The organism is Streptomyces sp. UNOB3_S3 (genome assembly GCF_020740895.1).
Lineage (GTDB): Bacteria > Actinomycetota > Actinomycetes > Streptomycetales > Streptomycetaceae > Streptomyces.
On record NZ_JAILXP010000085.1, the window covers coordinates 1 to 21737 of the forward strand.

The 21737-nt window shown below is 70.9% G+C and carries 22 protein-coding genes and 1 pseudogene; 11 read left to right on the forward strand and 12 right to left on the reverse strand.

The annotated features are described in order from the left end of the window. Positions 1 to 697: DUF3097 family protein (locus K6I33_RS12165; protein WP_229350860.1), on the reverse strand; the 697-nt coding region annotated here is incomplete at its 3' end. A gap of 15 nt (positions 698 to 712) precedes the next feature. Next, a complete protein-coding gene (locus K6I33_RS12170; RefSeq protein ID WP_229350862.1) occupies positions 713 to 1462 on the reverse strand; it encodes an MBL fold metallo-hydrolase in 750 nt (249 codons plus the stop codon). 257 nt (positions 1463 to 1719) lie between these two features. Here K6I33_RS12170 and hrcA point away from each other — a divergent pair, with 257 nt between their 5' ends. The 7 genes from hrcA (at position 1720) to K6I33_RS12205 (ending at position 8587) form a co-directional block, all read left to right on the forward strand. After that, positions 1720 to 2736: a heat-inducible transcriptional repressor HrcA gene (hrcA, locus tag K6I33_RS12175; RefSeq protein ID WP_229350864.1), complete on the forward strand. Its 1017-nt coding sequence runs from the start codon at positions 1720 to 1722 to the stop codon at positions 2734 to 2736. Beyond that, complete coding sequence (gene dnaJ / locus K6I33_RS12180) at positions 2737 to 3873, forward strand: molecular chaperone DnaJ (protein ID WP_229350867.1); 1137 nt, start codon at positions 2737 to 2739, stop codon at positions 3871 to 3873. Between the two features lie 110 nt (positions 3874 to 3983). Next, positions 3984 to 5054: a nitronate monooxygenase gene (locus K6I33_RS12185; RefSeq protein ID WP_229350869.1), complete on the forward strand. Its 1071-nt coding sequence runs from the start codon at positions 3984 to 3986 to the stop codon at positions 5052 to 5054. A 73-nt stretch (positions 5055 to 5127) separates the two neighbouring features. Further along, positions 5128 to 5877: a 16S rRNA (uracil(1498)-N(3))-methyltransferase gene (locus K6I33_RS12190; protein ID WP_229350871.1), complete on the forward strand. Its 750-nt coding sequence runs from the start codon at positions 5128 to 5130 to the stop codon at positions 5875 to 5877. Between the two features lie 33 nt (positions 5878 to 5910). After that, on the forward strand, positions 5911 to 6681 hold the full coding sequence (locus K6I33_RS12195; protein WP_229350873.1) for a response regulator transcription factor: 771 nt from the start codon (positions 5911 to 5913) through the stop codon (positions 6679 to 6681). A gap of 264 nt (positions 6682 to 6945) precedes the next feature. Then, positions 6946 to 7740 (forward strand): LuxR C-terminal-related transcriptional regulator, encoded by a 795-nt coding sequence (locus K6I33_RS12200; RefSeq protein ID WP_229350875.1) that lies wholly within the window; start codon positions 6946 to 6948, stop codon positions 7738 to 7740. An 82-nt stretch (positions 7741 to 7822) separates the two neighbouring features. Next, a complete protein-coding gene (locus K6I33_RS12205) occupies positions 7823 to 8587 on the forward strand; it encodes a helix-turn-helix transcriptional regulator (protein ID WP_229350876.1) in 765 nt (254 codons plus the stop codon). 24 nt (positions 8588 to 8611) lie between these two features. Here K6I33_RS12205 and K6I33_RS12210 read toward each other — a convergent pair whose 3' ends face one another. Next, complete coding sequence (locus tag K6I33_RS12210) at positions 8612 to 8902, reverse strand: hypothetical protein (RefSeq protein ID WP_229350878.1); 291 nt, start codon at positions 8900 to 8902, stop codon at positions 8612 to 8614. Positions 8903 to 9289: 387 nt separating this feature from the next. Here K6I33_RS12210 and K6I33_RS36025 point away from each other — a divergent pair, with 387 nt between their 5' ends. Beyond that, entirely contained in the window at positions 9290 to 9874 is a 585-nt protein-coding gene (locus tag K6I33_RS36025) for a nucleoside deaminase (RefSeq protein ID WP_229350880.1), read from the forward strand. Here the strand turns inward: K6I33_RS36025 and K6I33_RS12220 are convergent. Further along, positions 9846 to 10055 carry a DUF397 domain-containing protein gene (locus K6I33_RS12220; protein ID WP_229350882.1) on the reverse strand — a complete coding sequence of 70 codons (210 nt, stop codon included), beginning with the start codon at positions 10053 to 10055 and terminating at the stop codon, positions 9846 to 9848. The genes K6I33_RS36025 and K6I33_RS12220 overlap by 29 nt on opposite strands. 10 nt (positions 10056 to 10065) lie before the next feature. Further along, positions 10066 to 10920 (reverse strand): helix-turn-helix transcriptional regulator, encoded by an 855-nt coding sequence (locus K6I33_RS12225; RefSeq protein ID WP_229350884.1) that lies wholly within the window; start codon positions 10918 to 10920, stop codon positions 10066 to 10068. A gap of 148 nt (positions 10921 to 11068) precedes the next feature. Here K6I33_RS12225 and K6I33_RS12230 point away from each other — a divergent pair, with 148 nt between their 5' ends. After that, on the forward strand, positions 11069 to 11677 hold the full coding sequence (locus tag K6I33_RS12230) for an ATP-binding protein (RefSeq protein WP_229350886.1): 609 nt from the start codon (positions 11069 to 11071) through the stop codon (positions 11675 to 11677). A gap of 61 nt (positions 11678 to 11738) precedes the next feature. Here the strand turns inward: K6I33_RS12230 and K6I33_RS12235 are convergent, their stop codons facing one another. Continuing rightward, positions 11739 to 12929, reverse strand: a complete 1191-nt coding sequence (locus K6I33_RS12235; RefSeq protein WP_229350888.1) for a cytochrome P450 — start codon at positions 12927 to 12929, stop codon at positions 11739 to 11741. A gap of 184 nt (positions 12930 to 13113) precedes the next feature. Between K6I33_RS12235 and K6I33_RS12240 the strand changes: the two genes are divergently transcribed. Further along, on the forward strand, positions 13114 to 13800 hold the full coding sequence (locus tag K6I33_RS12240; protein WP_229350890.1) for a helix-turn-helix domain-containing protein: 687 nt from the start codon (positions 13114 to 13116) through the stop codon (positions 13798 to 13800). 16 nt (positions 13801 to 13816) lie between these two features. Here the strand turns inward: K6I33_RS12240 and K6I33_RS12245 are convergent, their stop codons facing one another. Then, positions 13817 to 14368: a hypothetical protein gene (locus K6I33_RS12245; protein WP_229350891.1), complete on the reverse strand. Its 552-nt coding sequence runs from the start codon at positions 14366 to 14368 to the stop codon at positions 13817 to 13819. Positions 14369 to 14449: 81 nt separating this feature from the next. Then, positions 14450 to 15181 (reverse strand): aspartate/glutamate racemase family protein, encoded by a 732-nt coding sequence (locus tag K6I33_RS12250; protein WP_229350893.1) that lies wholly within the window; start codon positions 15179 to 15181, stop codon positions 14450 to 14452. 114 nt (positions 15182 to 15295) lie between these two features. On the opposite strand from K6I33_RS12250, the gene K6I33_RS12255 reads away from it, so the two are divergent. Beyond that, positions 15296 to 15862, forward strand: coding sequence for a hypothetical protein (locus tag K6I33_RS12255; protein WP_229350896.1), 567 nt, complete (start codon positions 15296 to 15298; stop codon positions 15860 to 15862). A gap of 65 nt (positions 15863 to 15927) precedes the next feature. Here K6I33_RS12255 and K6I33_RS12260 read toward each other — a convergent pair whose 3' ends face one another. The 4 genes and pseudogenes from K6I33_RS12260 to K6I33_RS12275 all read right to left on the reverse strand — a co-directional run bounded on the left by K6I33_RS12260 (position 15928) and on the right by K6I33_RS12275 (position 21707). Then, the gene (locus K6I33_RS12260) at positions 15928 to 18360 is read right to left on the reverse strand and encodes a galactose oxidase early set domain-containing protein (protein WP_229350897.1); all 2433 of its coding nucleotides are present in this window, start codon (positions 18358 to 18360) and stop codon (positions 15928 to 15930) included. 4 nt (positions 18361 to 18364) lie between these two features. Beyond that, positions 18365 to 18805: pseudogene (locus K6I33_RS12265) on the reverse strand (GtrA family protein); the annotation flags it as partial. Between the two features lie 68 nt (positions 18806 to 18873). Then, positions 18874 to 20454: an ArnT family glycosyltransferase gene (locus K6I33_RS12270; RefSeq protein ID WP_374284162.1), complete on the reverse strand. Its 1581-nt coding sequence runs from the start codon at positions 20452 to 20454 to the stop codon at positions 18874 to 18876. Then, positions 20451 to 21707, reverse strand: a complete 1257-nt coding sequence (locus tag K6I33_RS12275; RefSeq protein ID WP_229350902.1) for a glycosyltransferase — start codon at positions 21705 to 21707, stop codon at positions 20451 to 20453. The genes K6I33_RS12270 and K6I33_RS12275 overlap by 4 nt, the downstream gene beginning before the upstream one ends. Between the last annotated feature and the right edge of the window lie 30 nt (positions 21708 to 21737).

The following is a 21737-nucleotide window of genomic DNA, read 5'->3' on the forward strand; positions in this document are numbered from 1 at the left end:
CCAGTGCCCGGCACACCCCCGTCTTCCAGTCCTCCCCCCGCGGCACGGACGGCCATGCCGGAATGCCCACCGAGGCGGGCTTCACGGCCTCCCAGACGTCCACGTACGGGTGACCCACGACGAGGACGTGGTCGCCCGTCACCTCCGCCGCGATGCGGGACTCCTTCGAGCCCGGTACGAGGTGGTCGACCAGGACGCCGAGGCGGGCGTCCGGGCCGGGGGCGAACCCCCGCACGATCGAGGGGAGGTCGTCGACGCCCTCCAGGTACTCGACGACCACGCCCTCGACGCGCAGGTCGTCGCCCCACACGCGCTCCACGAGCTCCGCGTCGTGCCGGCCCTCGACGTAGATGCGGCTCGCGCGGGCGACCCGGGCGCGGGCGCCGGGGACGGCGATGGAGCCGGAGGCGGTGCGGGCCGGGGCCGCCGGGGGAGCGGCGAGCGGCCGGACGAGGGTGACGACCCGGCCGTCCAGCAGGAACCCGCGCGGCTCCATGGGGAACACCCGGCACTTGCCGAAGCGGTCCTCCAGCGTCACCGTCGGCCCCTGGGCCGTCTTCTCGCAGCGGATCACCGCCCCGCAGAAACCGGTCGTGACCTCCTCGACCACCAGATCCGGCTCGGCCGGGACCTCGGGGACCGAGGCGGACCGCTTCCAGGGCGGGGTGAGGTCAGGGCTGTACCGCTTGCTCCACATGCGGGCCATTGTGGTTCAAGATCCAGACATGCCGAAGCGCTCCGCCAGCGCGTCGCGCTGCGCCCGGACGAACGCCGCGTCCACCACCGCGCCGTGCCCCGGCACGTACACCGCGTCGTCCCCGCCGAGGGTCAGCAGCCGGTCCAGGGCCGCCGGCCAGGCGTGGGGGAGGGCGTCCGGGCCCGCCTGCGGCTCGCCGGACTCCTCGACGACGTCGCCGCAGAAGACGATCTCGCGTTCCCCCGCGACCAGCACGGCCAGGTCGTGCGCCGTGTGCCCCGGGCCGATGTTGGCGAGCAGCACCCGCCGTCCGCCGCCCAGGTCGACGGTGAGCTCCCCGGACACCGGGTGGTGGGGGAGGACGAGGAGGTCCACGGCCTCGGCCGCGGTATCGGGGTCCATGCCGTGCCGGACCGCGTCGTGCCGCAGCTCCTCGCGTTCCCGCGCCATCAGCTCGGCGGCGCCCACCGCCGCGTACACCTGGACTCCGGAGAAGGCGGCCGTGCCCAGGACGTGGTCGAAGTGGGGGTGGGTGAGTGCGATGTGCGTCACGGGGAGCCCGAACAGCTCCTGCGCCTCGCGGCGGATCTCCACCCCTTCGTGGAGCGACGAGCCCGTGTCGACGACGAGCACGCCGTCCGTTCCCGCGATCGCCCCGACGGTCGCGTCCCAGCCCGGCAACCTGCGGCGTACCACCCCCGGAGCGAGCCGTTCCCAGTGCGTCCCGCCGGTGGGCGCGGCGCCGGAATCCCCTTGCGTCTGCATACCGTGACGCTAGCGGCAGAGCGGTACGGTTGCCTGTCCGGCGGCAGGCCGGAAAGGGCGCCGGGAGCACGTCCGCGGGCTCGCGGCGAGGACGGCCCTTGCCCTGGCCGTGGGGCCCGGCCGTACACTGGCTGGAGGGATCTGGCACTCGTGACCATTGAGTGCCAGGGGTGAAGACCCTGTGAGACCCGGTAAGAAACCGTAGGACCCGTACGGTCGTACGACGGCTGGACCACTGGACTGGAGGTGCGCGCGAGATGCTGAGCGAACGCAGGCTCGAGGTATTGCGCGCGATCGTCCAGGACTATGTCGGCACCGAGGAGCCCGTCGGCTCCAAGGCGCTCACCGAGCGGCACAAGCTGGGAGTCTCCCCGGCCACCGTGCGCAACGACATGGCCGCGCTGGAGGAGGAGGGCTTCATCGCCCAGCCGCACACCAGCGCGGGCCGCATCCCGACCGACAAGGGCTACCGCCTCTTCGTCGACAGGCTCGCGGGCGTCAAGCCCCTGTCGACGCCCGAGCGGCGCGCCATCCAGAACTTCCTGGACGGCGCCGTCGATCTGGACGACGTGGTGGCCCGTACCGTCCGGCTGCTGGCGCAGCTGACGCGTCAGGTCGCCGTGGTGCAGTACCCCTCGCTGACGCGTTCGACGGTGCGTCATGTCGAGCTGCTCTCCCTGGCCCCGGCCCGGGTGATGCTCGTCCTGATCACCGACACCGGGCGGGTCGAGCAGCGCATGGTCGACTGCCCGGCGCCGGTCGGTGAGAACGCGCTGGCGGATCTGCGCGCGCGGCTGAACAGCCGCGTCGTGGGCCGCCGGTTCACGGATGTGCCGCAGCTGGTGCAGGACCTCCCCGAGTCCTTCGAGAAGGATGATCGCGGAACCGTTTCCACAGTCCTCTCGACCCTGCTGGAGACGCTGGTCGAGGAGACCGAGGAGCGGTTGATGATCGGCGGTACCGCCAATCTCACTCGTTTCGGTCATGACTTCCCGCTGACGATCCGGCCCGTGCTGGAGGCGCTGGAGGAGCAGGTCGTGCTGCTCAAGCTGCTCGGCGAGGCCAAGGGCTCGGAGATGACCGTCCGCATCGGTCATGAGAACGCCCATGAGGGGCTGAACTCCACATCCGTCGTCGCCGTCGGCTACGGTTCGGGCGGCGAGGCCGTCGCCAAACTCGGCGTGGTCGGACCGACCCGCATGGACTACCCCGGAACGATGGGAGCGGTACGCGCAGTGGCACGTTACGTCGGACAGATCCTGGCGGAGTCGTAAGTGGCCACGGATTACTACGCGATCCTGGGCGTCCGCCGCGACGCCTCCGCAGACGAGATCAAGAAGGCCTTCCGCCGTCTCGCGCGCGAGCTCCACCCGGACGTCAATCCGGACCCGAAGACCCAGGAGCGGTTCAAGGAGATCAACGCCGCTTACGAGGTGCTCTCCGACCCGCAGAAGAAGCAGGTCTACGACCTCGGCGGCGACCCCCTGTCCGCCTCGGGCGGCGCGGGTGCGGGCGGTGGCTTCGGCGCGGGCTTCGGCAATTTCTCCGACATCATGGACGCCTTCTTCGGCCAGGCCTCGCAGCGCGGTCCGCGCTCGCGCACGCGCCGCGGCCAGGACGCCATGATCCGTCTCGAGGTCAGCATGACCGAGGCGGCGTTCGGCACCACCAAGGACATCCAGGTCGACACCGCCGTCGTCTGCACCACGTGCAGCGGCGAGGGCGCGGCCCCGGGCACGTCCGCGCAGACCTGTGACATGTGCCGCGGCCGCGGCGAGGTCTCCCAGGTCACCCGGTCCTTCCTGGGCCAGGTCATGACGTCCCGCCCCTGCCCCCAGTGCCAGGGCTTCGGCACGGTCGTGCCGACCCCGTGCCCGGAGTGCGCCGGCGACGGCCGTATCCGGTCCCGGCGGAACCTGACCGTGAAGATCCCCGCCGGTGTCGACAACGGCACCCGGATCCAGCTCGCGGGCGAGGGCGAGGTCGGCCCCGGCGGCGGCCCCGCCGGCGACCTCTACGTGGAGATCCACGAGAAGCCGCACCCGGTCTTCCAGCGCCGCGGCGACGACCTCCACTGCACCGTCACCATCCCGATGACGGCGGCGGCGCTCGGCACGAAGGTGCCGCTGGAGACCCTGGACGGCGTCGAGGAGATCGACATCCGCCCGGGCACCCAGTCCGGCCAGTCGATCCCGCTGCACCAGCGCGGCGTCACCCACCTGCGCGGCGGCGGCCGCGGTGACCTCATCGTCCACGTCGAGGTGACCACGCCCAGCAAGCTGGACCCGCAGCAGGAGGAACTGCTGCGCCAGCTCGCCAAGATGCGGGGCGAGGAGCGCCCGACGGGCGAGTTCAAGCCGGGGCAGCAGGGGCTGTTCTCGCGGCTGAAGGACGCGTTCAACGGGCGGTAGGATGTTTTCCGTCAAACGCCGGAGGGGCTGATTCATCAGCCCCTCCGGCGTTTGAGGAGCGGGGTCCGGGGCGGAGCCCCGGGTTACGTCACTTGTGACACGATGTGCTCATGGCCCCGTTGAACGGACTGTTCGAGCACCCGGTCGTGCAGGCCCCCATGGCCGGCGGTGTCTCCACCCCGGCCCTCGCCGCCGCCGTCGGCGACGCCGGCGGCCTCGGTTTCCTCGCCGCGGGCTACAAGACCCCCGCGGCGATGTACGAGGAGATCAAGCAGCTCCGCGCCCGTACGTCCCGCCCCTTCGGCGTCAACCTCTTCATGCCGCAGCCGCCCGCCGCCGACCCGGCGGCGATCGAGGTCTACGCCGAGCAGCTGGCCGGCGAGTCCACCTGGTACCGGACCCCGCTGGGCGAGACCGACCAGGGTTCCGACGACGGCTACGAGGCCAAGCTCGCCATCCTCCTCGACGACCCCGTCCCCGTCGTCTCCTTCACTTTCGGGTGTCCCGACCGCACGGCCGTGGACGCCCTCGCCAGGGCCGGCACCCTGACCGTGGTGACTGTGACCTCCGCCGCCGAGGCGCTGGCCGCGCAGGACGCGGGCGCGGACGTGGTCTGTGTCCAGGGCATAGAGGCCGGCGGCCACCAGGGCACCCACCACGACGATCCGCACGCCGACGGCGCGGGCGCCGGGGTCGGCCTGCTGGCGCTCGTGGCCGAGGTCCGGGAGGCCGTCCCGCTGCCCGTCGTCGCGGCCGGCGGCCTGATGCGCGGTGCCCAGGTGGCGGCCGTCCTCGCGGCGGGCGCGAGCGCCGCCCAGCTCGGCACGGCCTTCCTCGTCTGCCCGGAGTCCGGCGCCCACGAGCTGCACAAGCGCGCCCTGACCGATCCGCTGTTCGTCCGCACCGAGCTCACCCGGGCCTTCTCCGGCCGCCCCGCCCGGGGCCTGGTGAACCGTTTCCTTCGGGAGCACGGCCCCTACGCCCCCGCCGCGTACCCCCAGATCCACTATCTGACCTCCGGCCTGCGCAAGGCGGCGGCCGCCGCCGGCGACCCCCAGGGCATGAACCTGTGGGCCGGCCAGGGCCACCGCCTGGCGCGGGAGCTCCCCGCCGGCGACCTGGTACGCCTTCTGGCAGCCGAACTCGACACGGCCCGCACGTCGTTGAACGCGCGGACGTGACCGAGGGAGCGGTGGGAGAGGTGGGAGTGGTGGACATGAGTGTGAACCGACGCGGCGAGAGAGCGAGTACGTCATGACAGCCCCGGTCTTCCTGGTCGAGGAGGGCGCCCTCACGGGTGTCTTTCCCGGCACCGTCTTCCCGCTGGACGGGCCCGAGGGCCGCCACGCGGTCTCGGTGCGCCGGCTGCGCGTGGGCGAGGAGATCGTCCTGACCGACGGCTCCGGCACGGGCGTCCACGGCACCGTCGCCGCCGTCGAGGGCAAGGACCACCTGGACGTCGCCGTCACCTCCGTACGCTCCGAGCCGGAGCCCCGGCCCCGGATCACCGTCGTCCAGGCCCTGCCCAAGGGCGACCGCGGCGAGGTGGCCGTCGAGACCATGACCGAGACCGGCGTCGACGCGATCGTGCCCTGGTCCGCCTCCCGCTGCGTCACCCAGTGGAAGGGCGAGCGCGGCCTGAAGTCCCTGGGCAAGTGGCGCGCGACCGCCCGCGAGGCCGGCAAGCAGTCCCGCCGGCTGCGCTTCCCCGCCGTCGCCGAGCTCGCCACCACCCGCCAGGTCGCCGCACTCCTGGCGGGCGCCGCCTTCGCGGCTGTCCTCCACGAGGAGGGCAGCACCCCGCTCGCCACGGCACCCCTGCCGGAGACGGGCGACATCGTCCTGGTCGTCGGCCCGGAGGGCGGGGTCTCCCCCGAGGAGCTCGCCGCCTTCGCCGAGGCCGGCGCCCACCCCTACCGCCTCGGCCCGAGCGTCCTGCGCACCTCGACCGCCGGCACGGCGGCCGCGGCCCTGCTGCTGGGCCGCACGGGGCGCTGGAGCTGACGGACACGTGAAGCCGGGGGGCGGACGGCGGGGATGACACGGACCGAGCAGCTCCAGACGCGCGACTACGAGCGGATCCTCGACCTCGCCGTCGCCGTCCTGGAGAGCGACGACCCCGAGTCGTCCTGGCAACTGATCACCGCGCAGCTCCTGGAGACGGTGGGCTGCGACTCGGTCACCTTCTCGGTCGTCGACTCGGCCCTGCGCACCGGGAAGGTGGAGGGCTGGGCCCCGCAGCGGCTCGCGCCGTTCGTCGGGGACCTCGTCCAGCGCCGGGTGCGCCAGCGCCACCCGCTGGTCGCCTACACCCTGCGCGGCGAGTCCGAGCCGGTGACCGTCGGCGAGATCCACGCAGGCTGGCGCAACACCCAGTGGTACAGCGAGGCGCGCCGGGACTTCGGCATCACCCAGCAGCTGGGCCTGCCCCTCCCCGGCGCACCCGGCACGGCACGTCTCGTGCTCATGGGCCGCGACGGTCGGTTCCGACCCCAGGACGTGGCCTTCACCGCCCGCCTCCAGCCCCTCCTCATCGGCGCGGCCAACCACATCCGGGAACTGCGCCGGCTGCGCACCGCCGCGCCGGACCTCACCACCGACCACCCCTCGGGGCACGGCCTGACACCGCGTGAACTGACGGTCCTGGGCCTGCTCGCGGAAGGCCTGACGGCGAACGGCATCGCCCGCCGTCTGACGATCTCCCCGCACACGGTCAACCGCCATCTGGAGAAGATCTACCGGAAGCTCGGCACCAACAACCGTGTCTCCACCGTGCTCCTGGCCCAGCAGGCGGGCATCGTCCCCTGACCCGGCCCCCGGGAACGACCAGGGGGATGGCCAGGGGTGGGGCTACCTCCACCCCCGAGTGGGAAGTTCTTCCCATCGTGCGGCCGAGGGCGCGCGTGCGACCCTGACAGGGACGCGCGATCGCGCCGACGCCGGCCACGGGGGATTCGACGTCGGCGCGGTCCGCCTCCTCTCCACCCCCTCGCGGCCCCCGGGTCCCTTGGGGGCGTTTCGCGCAGCCGGTAGCATGCGGCGGACGGGGACCCGAGAGGGGACGGACCCGTCATGCCACAAGGTCATGGACAGCGCCATGGATACGGACTCCGGGCGCGGGACTACGAGTTCATGCTCGACCTCACCATCGCCGTCCTGAAGCACGACGACCCCGAGTCCCTCTGGCACCTCGTCTCCGCGCGTCTCGTCGACGTCCTCGGCCTCAACACGGTCGTCTTCGCCGCGATCGACCTCCACGCCTTCCGGGGCGAGGCCCAGGGCTGGGCGCCCCGGGCGCTCGGCCAGGGCGTGAACGAGGTGGTCCAGCGCCGGGTGCGACAGCACCACCCGCTGGTCTCCTACCTCGCCTCCCGTGAGCACCGCCCCGTGATCGTGCGCGAACTCACCGACAGCTGGCGCGACTCCGCCTGGTACAGCGAGGCCCGCCGCGACTTCGGCACCACCCAGCAGCTCGGCATCCCCCTGCCCGGCGCGGACGGCCCCCAAGGAGGCCTCGTCCTGGGCCGGGCCGGCGACTTCTCCGACCACGACCTGGCCTTCGCGGCCCGCATCCAGCCCCTCCTGACCGCCGCCGACCGGCACATAAGGGAGCTGCGGCGATTACGGGAGGCGGCGCCGCTCACCGTGCCGGGGCGTCCGTTCCCGCCGCGCCACGACCTGACACCCCGCGAACTGACCGTCCTGGGCCTCCTCGCCGAGGGCCTGACGGCCGACGGCATCGCCCGCCGCCTGGCGATCTCCCCGCACACCGTCAACCGCCATCTGGAGAAGGTCTACCGAAAGCTCGGCACGAACAACCGGGTCTCGACGGTGATGACGGCCAAGCGCGAGGGAATCGTCCCATAAGGGAGGAATTCCCACGCGCACGCCGACCCGCCGATCGCCTGTAGCATGCGGCGGGCGGGGACCGAGAGGAAGCGGGCCCGCCATGTCAGGACTTCACGCGCGCGACTACGAGCGGATGCTCGACCTCGTCATGGCCGTCATGGAACATGACGACCCCGATTCGGTCTGGCACCTGATGGCCGGGCACCTTCAGGAAGCGCTGGGCTGCGACACCGTCATCTTCGCCGGCATCCGCCTCGCCGAACGGACCGGCTACGCCCAGGGCTGGGCCCCCGACTCCATGGGACCGGCCGTCAGCGACGTCATCCGGCGCCGCGTCCAGCAGCGGCACCCCCTGATCGCCTATATGGAAGCCGCGGGCGCCGACCCCGTGAGCATCACCCAGATATGCGACAACTGGCGCAACTCCTCCTGGTACAGCGAGGCCCGCCGCGACTACGGCACCACCCACCAGCTCGGCGTCCCCCTCCTCGGCTTCCCCGGCGAGCTGCGCGCCGTCAGCCTCGGCCGCCGCGGCGACTTCACCGCCCACGAGCTCGCCTTCACCGCGCGCGTCCAGCCGCTCCTGCTCCGGGCGGACCGCCACGTCCGCGAACTCCACCGCCTCCGCGGCGCGGCGACCACCCCGGCCGGCGGTCCGTCCCCGCCCCGCCACGACCTGACGCCCCGCGAACTGACGGTCCTGGGGCTGCTGGCCGAGGGCCTGACGGCGGCCGGCATCGGCCGCCGTCTGACGATCTCCCCGCACACGGTCAACCGTCACCTGGAGAAGGTCTACCGGAAGCTCGGCACGAACAACCGCGTCTCGGCGGTCCTGGCGGCCAAGCGCGCGGGCATCGTGCCGTAGCCCGGCCGGGCGGGCGTACGACGGTCACAGGTTGTATCGCTCGATCTTCAGCACCCAGTTCTGAATCCCGGCGACGCCGACGTTGTCCCCAGTCGTCACCTTCACCTGAGCGGTGGCGTCCTGCCGGACGGTCTGCGGGGTGAACCTCATGACCCGCAGGGTCGTGTGGGAATTCCACTCGTTCGCCGAGACCGAGATGTAGCGGTAGTTGCTGCTGACGGGATGGGGCATGCGACCACCGAACAGGACGTCCAGGAACATGGCGGTGTTCTTGTCCGGAGACGTCACGATGGCCTCCGCGCTGAACGTCGCCACGAAGATCGCTCCGCTGGCGGGCGAGCCCCCGACCTTGAGGGGAATCCTCGCTCCCGGCAGGTCGTACGTCCCGCCACGGTCGGTCGTCCACGGGTTCGCACCCCACGCCCAGTAGGTGCGGTCCGCCGGCCTCTGAACCGATGCCGAGTTCTCTCCCTGGGCAGGGCCGTGCGATGGTGAATGCCATGCTCTTCCCCTCCTGTGGTCGTACTCCCCCTGGACGAAGCGGAGTTGCCGGTAGCGGGGCCGCCAGGCTGACGTGGCGGTATGCCCCGATCGGCCGAGCGCAAGACCGCCATTCGGCCACATGAGGCGCCGGTGCGTCCCAGTGGGTGGTGTCCGGCGAATTCCGCTGCCGGAGCGTGGGGAGGGGGCGAGGATGGCGCGGTGACCTTCCTCTCGCGGCGACGCGTCCTGTCTCTGACGGCGGCCACGGCCGCCCCCCTCTCCCTGACCCGCGCCGCGCCGGCTGCGCGTCCGCGCGGGTCGTCGTCCGACCCGGGGTGGTCCGGCGACTGGCCCCCGCCGCTGCGGGAAGCTGTTCTGCGGGCCATGCCCGCAGCCGTGGAGTACGCCCGGGCGGCGGCGAAGTGGCCCTACGGGGCGGTTCTTGTCGACGCCGAGACGGGGGCGGTCGTCGCCGGCGCCGGCAACACGGGCGAGAGCGGCGACCCCACGGCCCACGCCGAGACGAACCTTGTGCGCGAGGCCGTGGGGGGCGGATTCGAGCTGTCGGAGCACGTTGTGGTGACGACGGCCGAGCCTTGCCCGATGTGTGCGGGGGCGCTGGTGTGGGGTGGAGTGCGGGGTGTTGCTCATGGGACGTCGATCGCCAAGCTTGTGGGGTGGGGGGTGCCGCAGATCGACGTTCCGGCGGACGAAATCTTCCGCCGGGTGCGCGGGTTGTCGAGGCCCGCGCTGGCACGTGACGTGAGGGCGGATCTTACGGATCCGCTCTATCGGGGGCAGTAGCGGGAGTGAGGCCGGTTGTTTTTATGCGGGATATGAGAGGGCGGAGTTTTGCGGGGGTTGTGGTGAGGATGACGTCGGGGTCGTCGCTCTCGCGGAGGTGGATTCCCCCGGCGGGGGAGGGTGCCAGATAGACGCAGGACGCCGCTGCATCGCTGTACGTCGACTTCTGCCAGTTGGGCATGGGGTTCCTATCAGATCGCCCGCGCGACGCGGTGAATGAGGTCGCGTGACCGGCTGGGGCTGAGTGCTACATGCTCCAGCCGGTCCAGGGTCATGTGGTACCTCTCGAGTTGTGCCGCTGAGTCGACCAAAGTGCCACCATGGGCGCCTTCGAGGACGGCCGTATCAAGTTGCCTCACAGGTCCGTAGGCGTAGTCGACCCCGTGGCCGGAGCTCGGGAATGTGGTACCGCTGAAAGGGATCACCGAGATGGTGACGTTGCTCAGCTCGCTCATGTCGATGAGGTGCTCAAGCTGCGCCTTCACGGTGCCTGGGCCGCCGAACTCCATGCGCAGAGCGGCCTCGTGGACGTAGGCGGTATAGGGGTAGGGGGCGTCGCGATAGAGCACAGCCTGACGCTTGATGCGGAAAGAGATCCTGTGCTCGATCTCGTGCGGGAGCAGCGCTGGAACAGCCTCGCGGAAGAGAGCGCGAGCATGGTCGGCAGTCTGGAACAGGCCGGGGATATTGATGACCTGGCACATTCGCACTGCGGTTGCGTGGTGTTCGAGCTCGGCGAGTGCAACCAAGCCTGCGGGGAGCAATTCGCGATACTCCTCCCACCAGCCTCGCCTTCGCTCGCCCGTCAGTGCGGCCAGCGCGTTGATCAGGGTCTCGTCTGAACAGTCATAGGCCCGAGCGAAGGCTCGTACCCTGTCGGCGCTGACCCCGTAGCGACCGGCTTCGATATTGCTGACCCGTGATTGGGTGATGCCGAGCCGGGCGCCTGCCTCCGTGGCAGTCAGGTCGGCGCGTTCCCGGAGCCGCCGCAGTTCGGCTCCAAGCCGGTGCCGACGCACGGTGGGCGGAGGTGTGCTCGGTGGCATCGTGCTCCTCTTTGTTCGCACTGCAGTGCGCTTCGGTCGCTCGATCGGGTCTTGTGGGCTACGGCTCACGGATTACAGGGAATGTAGTCCATGGGTGGCGCTACGGTGTGGCGCAAGCCACAACCCGGCAACCCGCCAGGAGACCTTCATGGCAACCGTATCGCCGCCTCAGCCCTGGTCCTACCTCCTCGAACTGCCGCGCGACGCACGCGCACCCGGTATCGCCCGCGTGACCCTGCAAGCGGTCCTGGACAGTCACGCCCTGTCCGAAATCGCCGAGAAGGCAATCCTCTTGACCAGTGAGCTGGTCACAAACGCCCACCGGCACACCGACGGTCCCTGCTCGCTCCGGCTGCACTGCCGGGAGGGGGACCGTCTCCGGGTGAACGTGTGGGACACGAGTCCCGTCGTGCCCGTGCTGTTCGGCCGCCGCGGTCGGACCGCGGAACCCGCCGCGCACGCGGAAGCAGGGCGCGGCCTCCGTATCGTCGAACTGTGGGCCGACGACTGGGGCTGTCACACCTACGACAGGCGGAGGTTCGGCAAGACGCTGTGGTTCGAACTGGCGCATCCGCAACGGAAAACCGCGCCGCGGTGGATCTCGCCCGCAGGGTGTACGGACTGTGTCGACCTGGAAGGCGCGCGGCGGAAGGCCGTGGCCGAGAAGCGCGCGCTGGAAGAGATTCAGGACGCGTCGATCGCAATCCGCAGCCACTTCCGTGACACGCATCTGCTGCCGCAGTGGGATGTGCGGTGAGCGCGGACGCGTAGGGGCACTCGGGGCGGGGGCGCACCCCGCCCCGCCTGGCCCTCGTCGGTCACGCGTCCCAGGTGACCGGCAGGCTCTTCACCCCGTAGATGTCCGCGGTCTCCGGGCGCAGGGGGACCTCTTCGGCCGGTACGGCCAGGCGCAGGGTGGGGAAGCGGTTGACCAGCGCGGGGAGCGCGACCCGCATTTCGACGCGGGCCAGTTGCTGGCCCAGGCACTGGTGGATGCCGTGGCCGAAGGCCAGGTGTCCGCCGTCCTGCCTGTTGAGGTCGAGCACATGGGGATCGGTGAAGCGCTCGGGGTCGCGGTTGGCGGTGTTGTACGACAGGATCACCGTCGTGCCGGCCTTGATGGTCTGGCCGCCCAGCTCGACGTCCTCCAGTGCCGTCCTCCAGAACTGCTTGGCGACGCTCAGGTACCGCAGCAACTCCTCCACGGCCCGGTCGGTGAGGGCGGGGTCGGCGCGCAGCGCGGCCAGTTGCTCCGGGTTCCGCAGCAGCGCGAAGGTGCCGAGGGACAGCATGTTCGCGGTGGTGTCGAACCCGGCCGACAGCAGAACCAGGCTCATCCCCTTCAGCTCCTCATCGGTGAGATCGCTGTCGATGAGTTCGCTGAGCACGTCGTCGGTGGGGTTGGCGCGCTTGGCGGCCACCAGCGCCGCGAGGTAGTCCTGGGTCGCGGTGTAGGCCGCTATCAGCTCCTCTTCGCGCGTCTCCCCGCCCATGAACGTGTCGATCTGCTCCTGGAAGGAGCCCCGGTCCTCGTACGGGACCCCCAGCAGCTCGCAGATCACGATGGTGGGGATCGGCTTGGCGAACGCGGTCACCAGGTCGGCCGACGGCCCGGCCTTCTCCATGGCGTCCAGGCAGTTGGCGGTGATCTGCTCGACGCGTTCGGTGAGCAGCCGCATCCGCCGTACGGTGAACTTGCCCATCAGCGGCTTCCGGTAGCGCCTGTGCTGTGGGTCGTCCATGAGGAGGAACTCGCCGGGCGGTGCCGGCGGAAGCTCGAAGTCCACGAGGTTCATGAGCTCTTTGCGCGAGCTGAACCGCGGGTCGGCCAGGACCGATCTGACCAGGTCGTACCCGGTGATCAGCCAGCCGGGCGTGCCACCGGGGTGGGTGCAGCGGCTGATGGGGCCGTGCCGGTGGGCGTCGGTCAGCTCTGCGGGCGGGTCGAACGGGCAGCCGGGCCGGCGCGCCGTCGGCAGCGTCGTGACGGTGTGGACGGATTCAGGCATGACCATTCCCCATCTCGCGATAGTGCGTGTTTAACACATCTCGAAAGCTACGTTGCGTTCAGGATCGCGTCAATCCACGAAAAGGTGTTTTCGCAGGTGGAGCGTGGCAAATTGATGCAATGACGCTGCGATCGAATGCAATGCTTCCGTTGCAATGAATGACGGCGAAGGCAATACTGACGGCATGCCAGGAGGACGATTGACCCAGCAGGAGCGACAGCGCATCGCGGCCGGACTCGCCGACGGGCTCTCCTACGCCGAGATCGCCAGGCGGCTCGACCGGCCGACCTCGACGGTCAGCCGGGAGGTCGGACGCAACGGCGGCCCCGGCGGCTACCGGCCCCAGCAGGCTCACCAGGCGACGTCCCGGCGGGCGCGGCGTGGCACACCGGCCTTCCCGCACACGGCCGGACCGCCGGTGGGGCGACCGGTCGGCGCGGCGGGAGAGGAGATCGTCGAGCTGGCGGTGAGGTCGGGGATGCCGAGGATGACGGCGCGCGTGCACGTCGACCTCCTGCTGTCCGAGGACGGCAGGCGCACCGCGGCCGAGCTGACCCGCAGACTGAAGGTCAGCCCGGCCTCCGTCTCCGTGGCCGTGAACTCCCTGGTCGACCAGGGTTATGTCCGGCGTGAGCGCGATCCGCGGCGGCGCCGCGACGTCTACGTGGTCGACGACGAGGCCTGGTACCACTCGGTCGTGATCAGCGCGCGGCAGACGCTCGAAGCGGCGCGGGTCGCGACGGCGGGGGCGGAGACGGTCGGGCCCGACGAGCCCGCGGAGCAGCGGATGGCCAGGGCGGGCGCGTTCCTGGAGCGGGTCGCCTTGGACCTGATGGAGTCGGCCGACCGCTGGCGCCCCCTCCTGTCGTGAGGGTCGGTCGTGAGGGTCAGGGGTGCCAGATCTCCTTGATGCCGGTGACCTTGCCCTCGGAGTCCGTCGTGATGTCGTAGATGTTGCCGGAGCAGCTGTACGGCTGCTTCACCGCGCTCTGGTTCGTGAGGCAGTCGCCGGCGTGCATCCAGAGTTCGCCGACGGGGACGTCCTTCGTCTTGCCCGAGCCCAGGGCCAGCTCGGCCTTCGTCTCCGGGGCGAAGACGTAGTACTTGGCCTCGCCCTGGCCGTGGTAGATCCAGTCGTTGGGCGTGCAGGTCGGCTTGGCGTCCTTGGCGGACATCGAGCCCTTGGACGGCGGGACGGCGATCTCCACCATCTTGTGGCCGGCGGGCAGCTGCGGCGGGGTGCCGCAGTCGCCGCCGGGCTCGCCCTTGGAGCCGCCGTCCTTGGCACCGCCCTTGGCGCCGTCGGCCGGCTTGGCCGAGGCGCTCGCGCCACCGGTCGTACCGCCCGCGGTGTCCGTGTCGGGGCCGCAGGCGGTGAGGCCGCCGCCGAGCGCGGCGACGACGGCAAGGGCGCCGACGAGGCGTCGGGTTGCCTTCATGTTCTTTCCCCCGTGGTGAAGAAACTTGTCGTGATCATGTCCGATCGACGCAGTGTTCTACACCAAGGGGCTGGTCAGGAGCTAATCGCCGGTGACCGGCCCGCCCCGCCACGTCGGCATGGGTGCCCGGCCCATGGCGGTCCCGAAGGCCGCCTCCGCGAGGAGGCGGGTGGAGTCGAGGGTCGGGAGCGGGGAGACGTCCGGGGTGATGAGAAGGGGGATCTCCGTGCAGACGAGGGCCACCGCGTCGCAGCCGCGCGCGGCCAGCGCCTCGATGATCCGCACGTACTCGCGGCGCGAGCGCTCGTCGAGGACGCCGTTGAGGAGCTCGTCGAAGATGACGTCGTTGACAAGGCGACGGTCGGCCGGATCCGGGACCTCCGCCTCGATGCCGCGCCGCGCGAACGCCTCGACGTAGAGCGGGCCGTCCATCGTGTACCGCGTGCCCAGCACACCCACGCGCTTACGGCCGTCGCGCGCGGCGCGGTCCGCCACGACCTCGGCGATGTGGAGGCCCGGGAGGGCGAAGTCGGCGCCGGGGCGTTCGAGGGCCATGTGGGCGGTGTTGTCCGGGCAGATGAAGAATTCCGCCCCGGCGTGGGCGAGGCGATCGGCGCTGACCGACAGGAGCGCGCGGACCGTGTCGTGGTCGCCCGCGTCCCAGGCGGGCATGGAACGGGCCAGGGCGATGAGGTCGAGGGTGACATCGGGGTGCTCATGGGGACCGAGCTCCGCGAAGCCCTTCCGGCAGAACGTACGGAGGCACAGCGCCGCGCCTTCCGCGCTGTGTCCCAGGATTCCCAGGTGCTTCACGATGCCTCCGAACGGTCGTGGGCGGAGGTCCGAATTCTTCCCTATCCCCGGCAGGCAGGCGGCTCTAGTGTCATGCGCGCCTTATGACATTGATGACAGCAAGGGGGGACGGGCATGGGGTTTGAACAGGACCGGAGGGTCTTCCTGACGAGAGCGCTCGGTGCGACGACCGGGCTGGTCGCGGCCACGGCGGCCACCGCGCTGACCGAGGCCCACGCAGCCGGCGCAGGCACCAAGAGCACCAAGGGCGTCACCGGTCAGCGCAACTGGCGCTTCTGCACGAAGTGCTTCGTGATGTTCTACTACGGCTACCCCGACAACGGCCGCTGCGCCGCCGGTGACCAGCACTCCATGGCGGGCTACGACTTCGACATCCCCCACGACATCCCCGAAAATGCCAACGCCCAGGCCAACTGGCGCTTCTGCACCCGCTGCTACGGCATGTTCTTCTTCGGCTATCCGAGCGGCGGCTGGTGCCCGGTCGGCGGGTCCCACAACGCCGCCGGGTTCAACTTCGTCCTGCCGCACGACATCGTCGAGACGCCGAACGCCCAGGCCTACTGGCGCTTCTGCACCAACTGCTACGCGCTGTTCTTCTGGGGCTATCCGGAGAAAGGCCGCTGCCCGGCCGGCGGCGGACACAACGCGGCGGGATTCAATTTCGTCATCCCGCACTACTGAGAGACGCGCCCGGAGCCGTGCCCCCGCACCTGGCACCGCCGGGACGGGGACACACGCGTACGTACTCAGTCGCAGGCGCGCCCGTTGCGGTCCGGGTCCAGTTTCAGCGGGTCGTCCCGGCCGTTGAGCTTCAGGACGCCGTAGTCGTGCGCCTTCAGCCACGCGCAGCGGCCCGCCGTCGTCGGCGGGACCGTCTTCGGGAAGACCGTCGGGACGCACACGTTCTCCGTGCCGTAGTGGCGGTCGCAGCCCGAGATCGTCACCGGGACCGGGTGGGACGTACGGGCCGGCTCCGGGCCCTTCGCCTTCTCCGTCATCTTCCCCGCGAAGTCGTGCACCATGGGCGATGCCTTCGGGGCGTCCAGCGCGTCCGGGCCGCCGAGGTGGACCCAGGAGGCCACCGACGGGACGCCGTCCGCGTCCACGGCGAAGAGCATGTACCAGCCGGGCGGCGCAAGGTTCGGGTTGCTGGTGACATTGAGGTCGATCGTCGTTCCGTCAGCGCCCACCGTCATCGGCAGATCGACGAAACGCTGATTCGGGTCGGAGGAATGCGTCACCGCCGCCGGACGGATCAGCTCCGCCTTCACGATCGGCCGGTCGACCGTCATCCGCTGCGTGCTCGCGTACTGCCAGCGGTTGTTCGCCACGGAGGTGATCTGCGGCCGCGCGCCCTTGTAGAGGTACGGCGGGGTGTAGACCGACACGTGGTCGTCGAAGGTCCCGTTGCCCGGGTTGTCGCCGACCGCCATCACCCGGCCGTCCGGCAGCAGGAACGCCGACGAGTGGTACGTGCGCGGGATCGGGTCCGTGGCCATGCCCGCCTGGAAGGTGTTCGTCGCCGGGTTGAACATCGACGCCTCGTACACCGGGTCCGCCCGGTCGTGCAGCCCGCCGCCCGTCTCCAGCACCTTGCCGTCGGGCATCAGCACCGCCGAGACGTACATCTTGCCCTGCGCGCCCGTCTCGGGCTTGGGCCCCTGGCCCTGGTCGACCGTGCCCTGGGGGAGCAACGGGCCGGGCGTGTAGCGGGGGTTGGGGTCCTTGAGGTCGATGAGGTCCGTGAGACGGCTGGCCTCGGGGTTGGTGTTGACCTGCCCGCCGCCCATGGTCAGGACGCGCTGGTCCTGCGCGGGCGGGAGCAGCACGCTCATCGACTGGTCGCGATTGTCCTTGTCCTGGAGGCCCGGGACGTCCGTGATCCTGTTGGCGTCGTAGTCGTAGACCGAGGCGCCGGTGCCCGGGGTGCCGTTGCCGAAGACATGGCTGCCGGAGTAGAAGAGCCGCCCGTCCTGCATCAGGATCATCGACGGGTACAGGCCCCAGTACGACCAGGTCTGGTTGACCTCCGTGCGCGGCAGCCACTTCTGCTGGGCCTGGGAGAACTTCTCGGCGGTCACACTGCCGGTGGAGTCCTCCTTCAGGCCGCCGAAGCTGATGACGTCGCCGTTGCCGAGGAGGGTCGCGGAGGGGTACCAGTGGCCCTCGTTCATGTCGTTCGTCTTCACGTACGACTCGGACGACGGGTCGAAGATGTAGCTGTCCTTGAAGCCCTCGTAGCCGTGGCTGCCGTCGGCCGCCGGATAGGCCTTGTTGCCGCTCATGATGAGCACCCGGCCGTCGGACAGCTGGACGTGCCCGGCGCAGAACATGTCGACGGGCGTCGGGATCGTCTTCATCGCGCCCGTCTTGGGGTCGTAGACGGCGGAGGTGAAGGTCCCGGCCTTGAACATGTCGGGGTTGTTCCCGGAGCCGGCGACCAGCAGCACCTTGCCGTTGTGGAGGACGACCGAGTGCATGCTGCGGACCGGGTTCTTGAAGGGCATCACGGCCCAGCTGCCCTTCACACACGCGTCCCCGGCGGTGCAGACGGCCCCGGCGGCGGGCTGGGTGGCGTCCTCCATGTCGTAGTCGTCGGTGGTGACGGTGCCCGTGCCGTGGACCGAGACGCCCCAGGTGATCTGGTCGGTGCCGGGCGGCACGACGGGGGTGCGGACGGTGGCGCGGGTGTAGCCGGCGCTGACCGGCAGCGTCTTGAGGTCGGTCCAGTACTGCCAGCCCGCCTTCACGTCATGGCGGAAGACGGTGACGGAGGCGTCCGGGGTGGTGCTCTTGTACCAGAGCGACAGGTCGTACTGGTGGTTCGGCGTCACACTGGGCGCGCACGAACTGTCCTCGGTCATCAGCACCTTGCGGTCGCCGCTGACCCGGCGGGTGACGGACAGGGCCAGGGCCTTGCCGCCGCTGTGGGACTGGTCGGTGGTGGTGACGGTGAAGTCGTTGTCGCCCCAGCCGGCCTTCTCCCAGCAGGTGGGCATGGTGTCCGCAGCCCGTACGGACTCGAGGCCGGGGTTGACGACGAGGTTCGACCCCGCCCTGGCCGGGCCGGGCGCGGCCAGCAGCAGGCCGAAGGAGGCGCCCGAGGCGAGGAGCAGGGCCGCGGCGGCCCGGGCGTGTCTGACGCGTCCGCGGGTCGGCTTTCTCCTCAGTGCTGTCATGCCATCACAAATCCCTTCTTTGACGGCCGCCACGGCGGTGCTTTCCGCTGCCGCGCGGCTTGCTCGGCAGATAGACGAGTGCCTCCGTGGCCGCGTAGCGCAGGACGAAGGTGGTCAGCAGGGCGACGGCGGTCGCGGGCAGGACCCCGAGGCCCGCCCCGTCCACCAGCGTCGCGATCAGGGGGATGCGCAGGACCAGGTCCGCGTTGGCGAGCACGGCGACGCGGGCCAGCCGGTCCGCCCAGTGGCGGTGCGCGCGGCGGTCGCGGTAGAGCAGCGCTTCCGTCAGCAGGAAGTTCCAGACGACGCCGAACTGGTTGGCGATGATCTCCGCCGGGACGTAGTGGAGGCCGGCGGTGGTCAGCAGCTTCAGGCCGAGGAGATTGGGCGCGAAGCCGGTGAGGCCGATGAGGCCGAAGAGGAGGATGCGGGCGAGGGGGGACGCGGGGGTGGTCAGCGCCGGGCGTAACCGTGACGCGGGCGGCTGTGGTGCCATCTCCCGCGTGTCCTCACTCACCGGGTCTCCGCCCGGTTCACCCTGCGGATCTCGATCCGGCCGTCGCCCTCGCCGAAGGAGACGACCGTCTCCGAGTTCGTCAGCGCCGCCCTCACCAGCGGCAGCGTGGGCGCGTCACGGCGGACGGTCGGGGAGGCGACGACGTAGTCCACGTCGCGCCAGCCGCGCGGCAGCGTCTTGGCTATCGCCGGGTCGAGGTCGGCCTTGTAGAACCAGACGGCCCCGGTCCCGGGGCGGTAGCCCGCGTGCACCAGGTCGAGCCAGATCGCGTCGTCGGCGAGGACGCGGGTGCGGGACGGGTCGGGGACGTTGCCCTTGTCGCGCAGCCAGTGGGAGGCCGCGCGGTAGGGGGCGTTGGCGTCGGTGGTGAGGGCGGTACGGGTGGCGTCGTACCAGTGGGGGAGGACGAGGGCGGCCGCGGTCGCTGCGACGGCCGCGGCGATGGTCCAGCGGAGGGGCCGGACCGGCGCCCGGCGAGGGCGGAGCGATACCGCCCCCGCCAGTGACAGGGCCAGGAACGGCAGCATCTGGATCACGTACATCGCCGGCAGGTACCCCGACGGCCGCAGCGCCACCAGGGCCAGGATCACCGCCGCCGTCGCCGGGCCCGCCAGGGCGCGGCCGGTGCGGGACCAGCGGGCCGTGGCCAGGAGCAGCACCGCCGCCGCCAGGCCCGCGACCGGTAGCACCCGGTCGTAGTAGAGCCAGGACCGCAGCACCGCGTGCGCGCCCGAGGCGTCGTCCAGGACGAAGCCCGAGCCCGCGCGGCTCATCTGGTACTTGATGCCGCCGATCAGCGAGACGTGGCCGTCGCCGGGGAACAGCTCGTGGTTGAGCAGCGCGAACAGCGGATAGGCGAGGCCCGTGAGGACACAGGCGGTGATCGCGCCCGTCACCGCGAACTTCCGGGTGTCGCGGTGGGTGTGCCGCCACATGGTCACCAGCAGCGCGGGCAGGACGACCAGCATCGTCTCCTTGGACAGCACGGCCACCGCCGCCGCCAGCCCGGCCCCGAAGTGGTGCCACAGATGGCGGCGGGGCGAGGCGGCCAGACAGAAGGCCAGCAGGATCCACAGCACGGCGATGTTGTCGAGGAAGATCTCCCGCTGGAGCACCACCGCCAGCGGCGACAGCCCGAACAGGGCCATCGCCAGGGCCGCCGCCCACCGCCGCAGCCCCAGCCGCCGCGCCAGGACGTAGAGCAGCACCGCGCTGACGGCCGTCACCAGCAGCATCGCCACCCGCATCGGGGCGACGGACATGACGTCGGGGAAGAGGGCGGCGGGCAGCCAGGTGACGAGGGCCAGTTGAAGCCAGCCCAGCGGCGGGTGGTCGTACCAGTACGTGTAGTGGGCCAGGCCCCTGCCCTGTTGTACCGACCACGCCTGGGCGAGATAGGTGCCCTCGTCGTCGCTGAGGGCCGGGAAGCCGGTCGTGTTCCAGCCCTGGACGAGCAGGATCGCGACCAGTACCGCCCCGCACAGCAGCAGGTCGGGACGGGCGGCGCGCAGCCGGCCGGCCGGGACGGGGTCGAGGACCACCGGGCCCTCGACGGCGGTGGGGAGGGTCGTGGTCACGGCGTGACGTCCTCTCGGGTGAGATGCGCGCCGACGTGTCGGGTGAGCTCCCAGTCGCCCTGGCCCCGCTGCTCGCGCCAGACGGCGCGGACGGCCGCGCCCGCGAGGAGCATCTGGTAGAAGGGGCCGCCGAGGATGAGCTTGAGGTAGTGGACGAAGCGCACGCGCAGGCCGTACTGCGTGCCGAAGTCGTGGAGGCCGACGACCTCGAAGACAAAGGTGACCAGCATGGTCACGGCGGGCAGGAAGGTCACCACGGCGACGCCGGAGGGGACGTCGAGCAGCAGGGCGATCGCCGTGTTCAGCGGGATGACGAGGCCGTTGAACGCCTGGAAGAAGGGCGTCATCAGGGTGTAGCGGGCCAGCATCCGCTGCGCGAGGGTGGGCAGTTGCCGCCAGTCCTTCTTCCGGTAGACCTGGAGGAAGCCCTGGTTCCAGCGGGTGCGCTGTTTGAGCAGGCTCATCAGGGTGCCGGGGGTCTCCTCGCGGGTGACCATCTCGGAGTCGTAGGCGACGACGACGCGCTTGCCGGTGCTGGAGAGCCGTACGCCCAGGTCGCAGTCCTCGGCCAGGCACTGGGGGTCCCAGCCCCCGGCCTCGCGCAGGACGCCGGTGCGGACGAAGACGGTGTTGCCGCCCAGCGGGATGAATCCTTTCTCCGCGTGGAGGTGGAGGCGGCTGCGGAACCAGAAGAAGTACTCCAGGCAGTTGCGCAGGCTGTACCAGCTGGAGTGGAAGTTGATCAGCTGCACCCCGCCCTGCACCACGTCCGCGCCCGTCGCCCGGAAGGCGTGGTCGACATGGGTGAGCAGCTCGGGGTGGACCTGGTCCTCGGCGTCGAAGACGCCCACGACCTCGCCCCGGCAGTGGGGGAGCGCGGTGTTGAGGGCCTTGGGCTTGTTCTTCTTCTCATGGGTGTCGACGATCACCCGGACCCGGTCCGGGGCGGCGGCCGCGACCTTCTCGGCGACCTCGGTGGTCTCCGGGTCGTCGTGCCCGACGATCACCAGCACCTCGAAGCGGCCGTGCGTGGATTCCAGCAGCCGGGTGACGGTGTGCTCCAGGACCGCCTGTTCGTGCCGGGCGGGCACCAGGAGCGAGAAGGAGAGCGCGCCTTCGCCCCCGGCGGGCTGGAAGCGGGTGCCCGCCAGCGTCTCGGGCGTGCGCCAGGCGTGCATCTGCCACCAGAGCGTGAAGGCGGCCATCCAGAAGAGCGCGAGTGATACCGCGCAGACCACAACGGACGTCAGCACAGAGTTGTCCCCCCTACCCCCGGACGCGCC

What these genes read in the sequence shown, in the direction of transcription:
- K6I33_RS12170 (WP_229350862.1), bottom strand. Translation starts at nt 1,462, where the DNA reads ATGCAGACGCAAGGGGATTCCGGCGCCGCGCCCACCGGCGGGACGCAC.
- K6I33_RS12235 (WP_229350888.1), bottom strand. Translation starts at nt 12,929, where the DNA reads ATGCCTGAATCCGTCCACACCGTCACGACGCTGCCGACGGCGCGCCGG.
- K6I33_RS12190 (WP_229350871.1), top strand. Translation starts at nt 5,128, where the DNA reads ATGACAGCCCCGGTCTTCCTGGTCGAGGAGGGCGCCCTCACGGGTGTC.
- K6I33_RS12260 (WP_229350897.1), bottom strand. Translation starts at nt 18,360, where the DNA reads ATGACAGCACTGAGGAGAAAGCCGACCCGCGGACGCGTCAGACACGCC.
- K6I33_RS12195 (WP_229350873.1), top strand. Translation starts at nt 5,911, where the DNA reads ATGACACGGACCGAGCAGCTCCAGACGCGCGACTACGAGCGGATCCTC.
- K6I33_RS12220 (WP_229350882.1), bottom strand. Translation starts at nt 10,055, where the DNA reads ATGCCCAACTGGCAGAAGTCGACGTACAGCGATGCAGCGGCGTCCTGC.
- K6I33_RS12205 (WP_229350876.1), top strand. Translation starts at nt 7,823, where the DNA reads ATGTCAGGACTTCACGCGCGCGACTACGAGCGGATGCTCGACCTCGTC.
- hrcA (WP_229350864.1), top strand. Translation starts at nt 1,720, where the DNA reads ATGCTGAGCGAACGCAGGCTCGAGGTATTGCGCGCGATCGTCCAGGAC.
- K6I33_RS12240 (WP_229350890.1), top strand. Translation starts at nt 13,114, where the DNA reads ATGCCAGGAGGACGATTGACCCAGCAGGAGCGACAGCGCATCGCGGCC.
- K6I33_RS12185 (WP_229350869.1), top strand. Translation starts at nt 3,984, where the DNA reads ATGGCCCCGTTGAACGGACTGTTCGAGCACCCGGTCGTGCAGGCCCCC.
- K6I33_RS12225 (WP_229350884.1), bottom strand. Translation starts at nt 10,920, where the DNA reads ATGCCACCGAGCACACCTCCGCCCACCGTGCGTCGGCACCGGCTTGGA.
- K6I33_RS12230 (WP_229350886.1), top strand. Translation starts at nt 11,069, where the DNA reads ATGGCAACCGTATCGCCGCCTCAGCCCTGGTCCTACCTCCTCGAACTG.
- K6I33_RS12245 (WP_229350891.1), bottom strand. Translation starts at nt 14,368, where the DNA reads ATGAAGGCAACCCGACGCCTCGTCGGCGCCCTTGCCGTCGTCGCCGCG.
- K6I33_RS12255 (WP_229350896.1), top strand. Translation starts at nt 15,296, where the DNA reads ATGGGGTTTGAACAGGACCGGAGGGTCTTCCTGACGAGAGCGCTCGGT.
- K6I33_RS12200 (WP_229350875.1), top strand. Translation starts at nt 6,946, where the DNA reads ATGCCACAAGGTCATGGACAGCGCCATGGATACGGACTCCGGGCGCGG.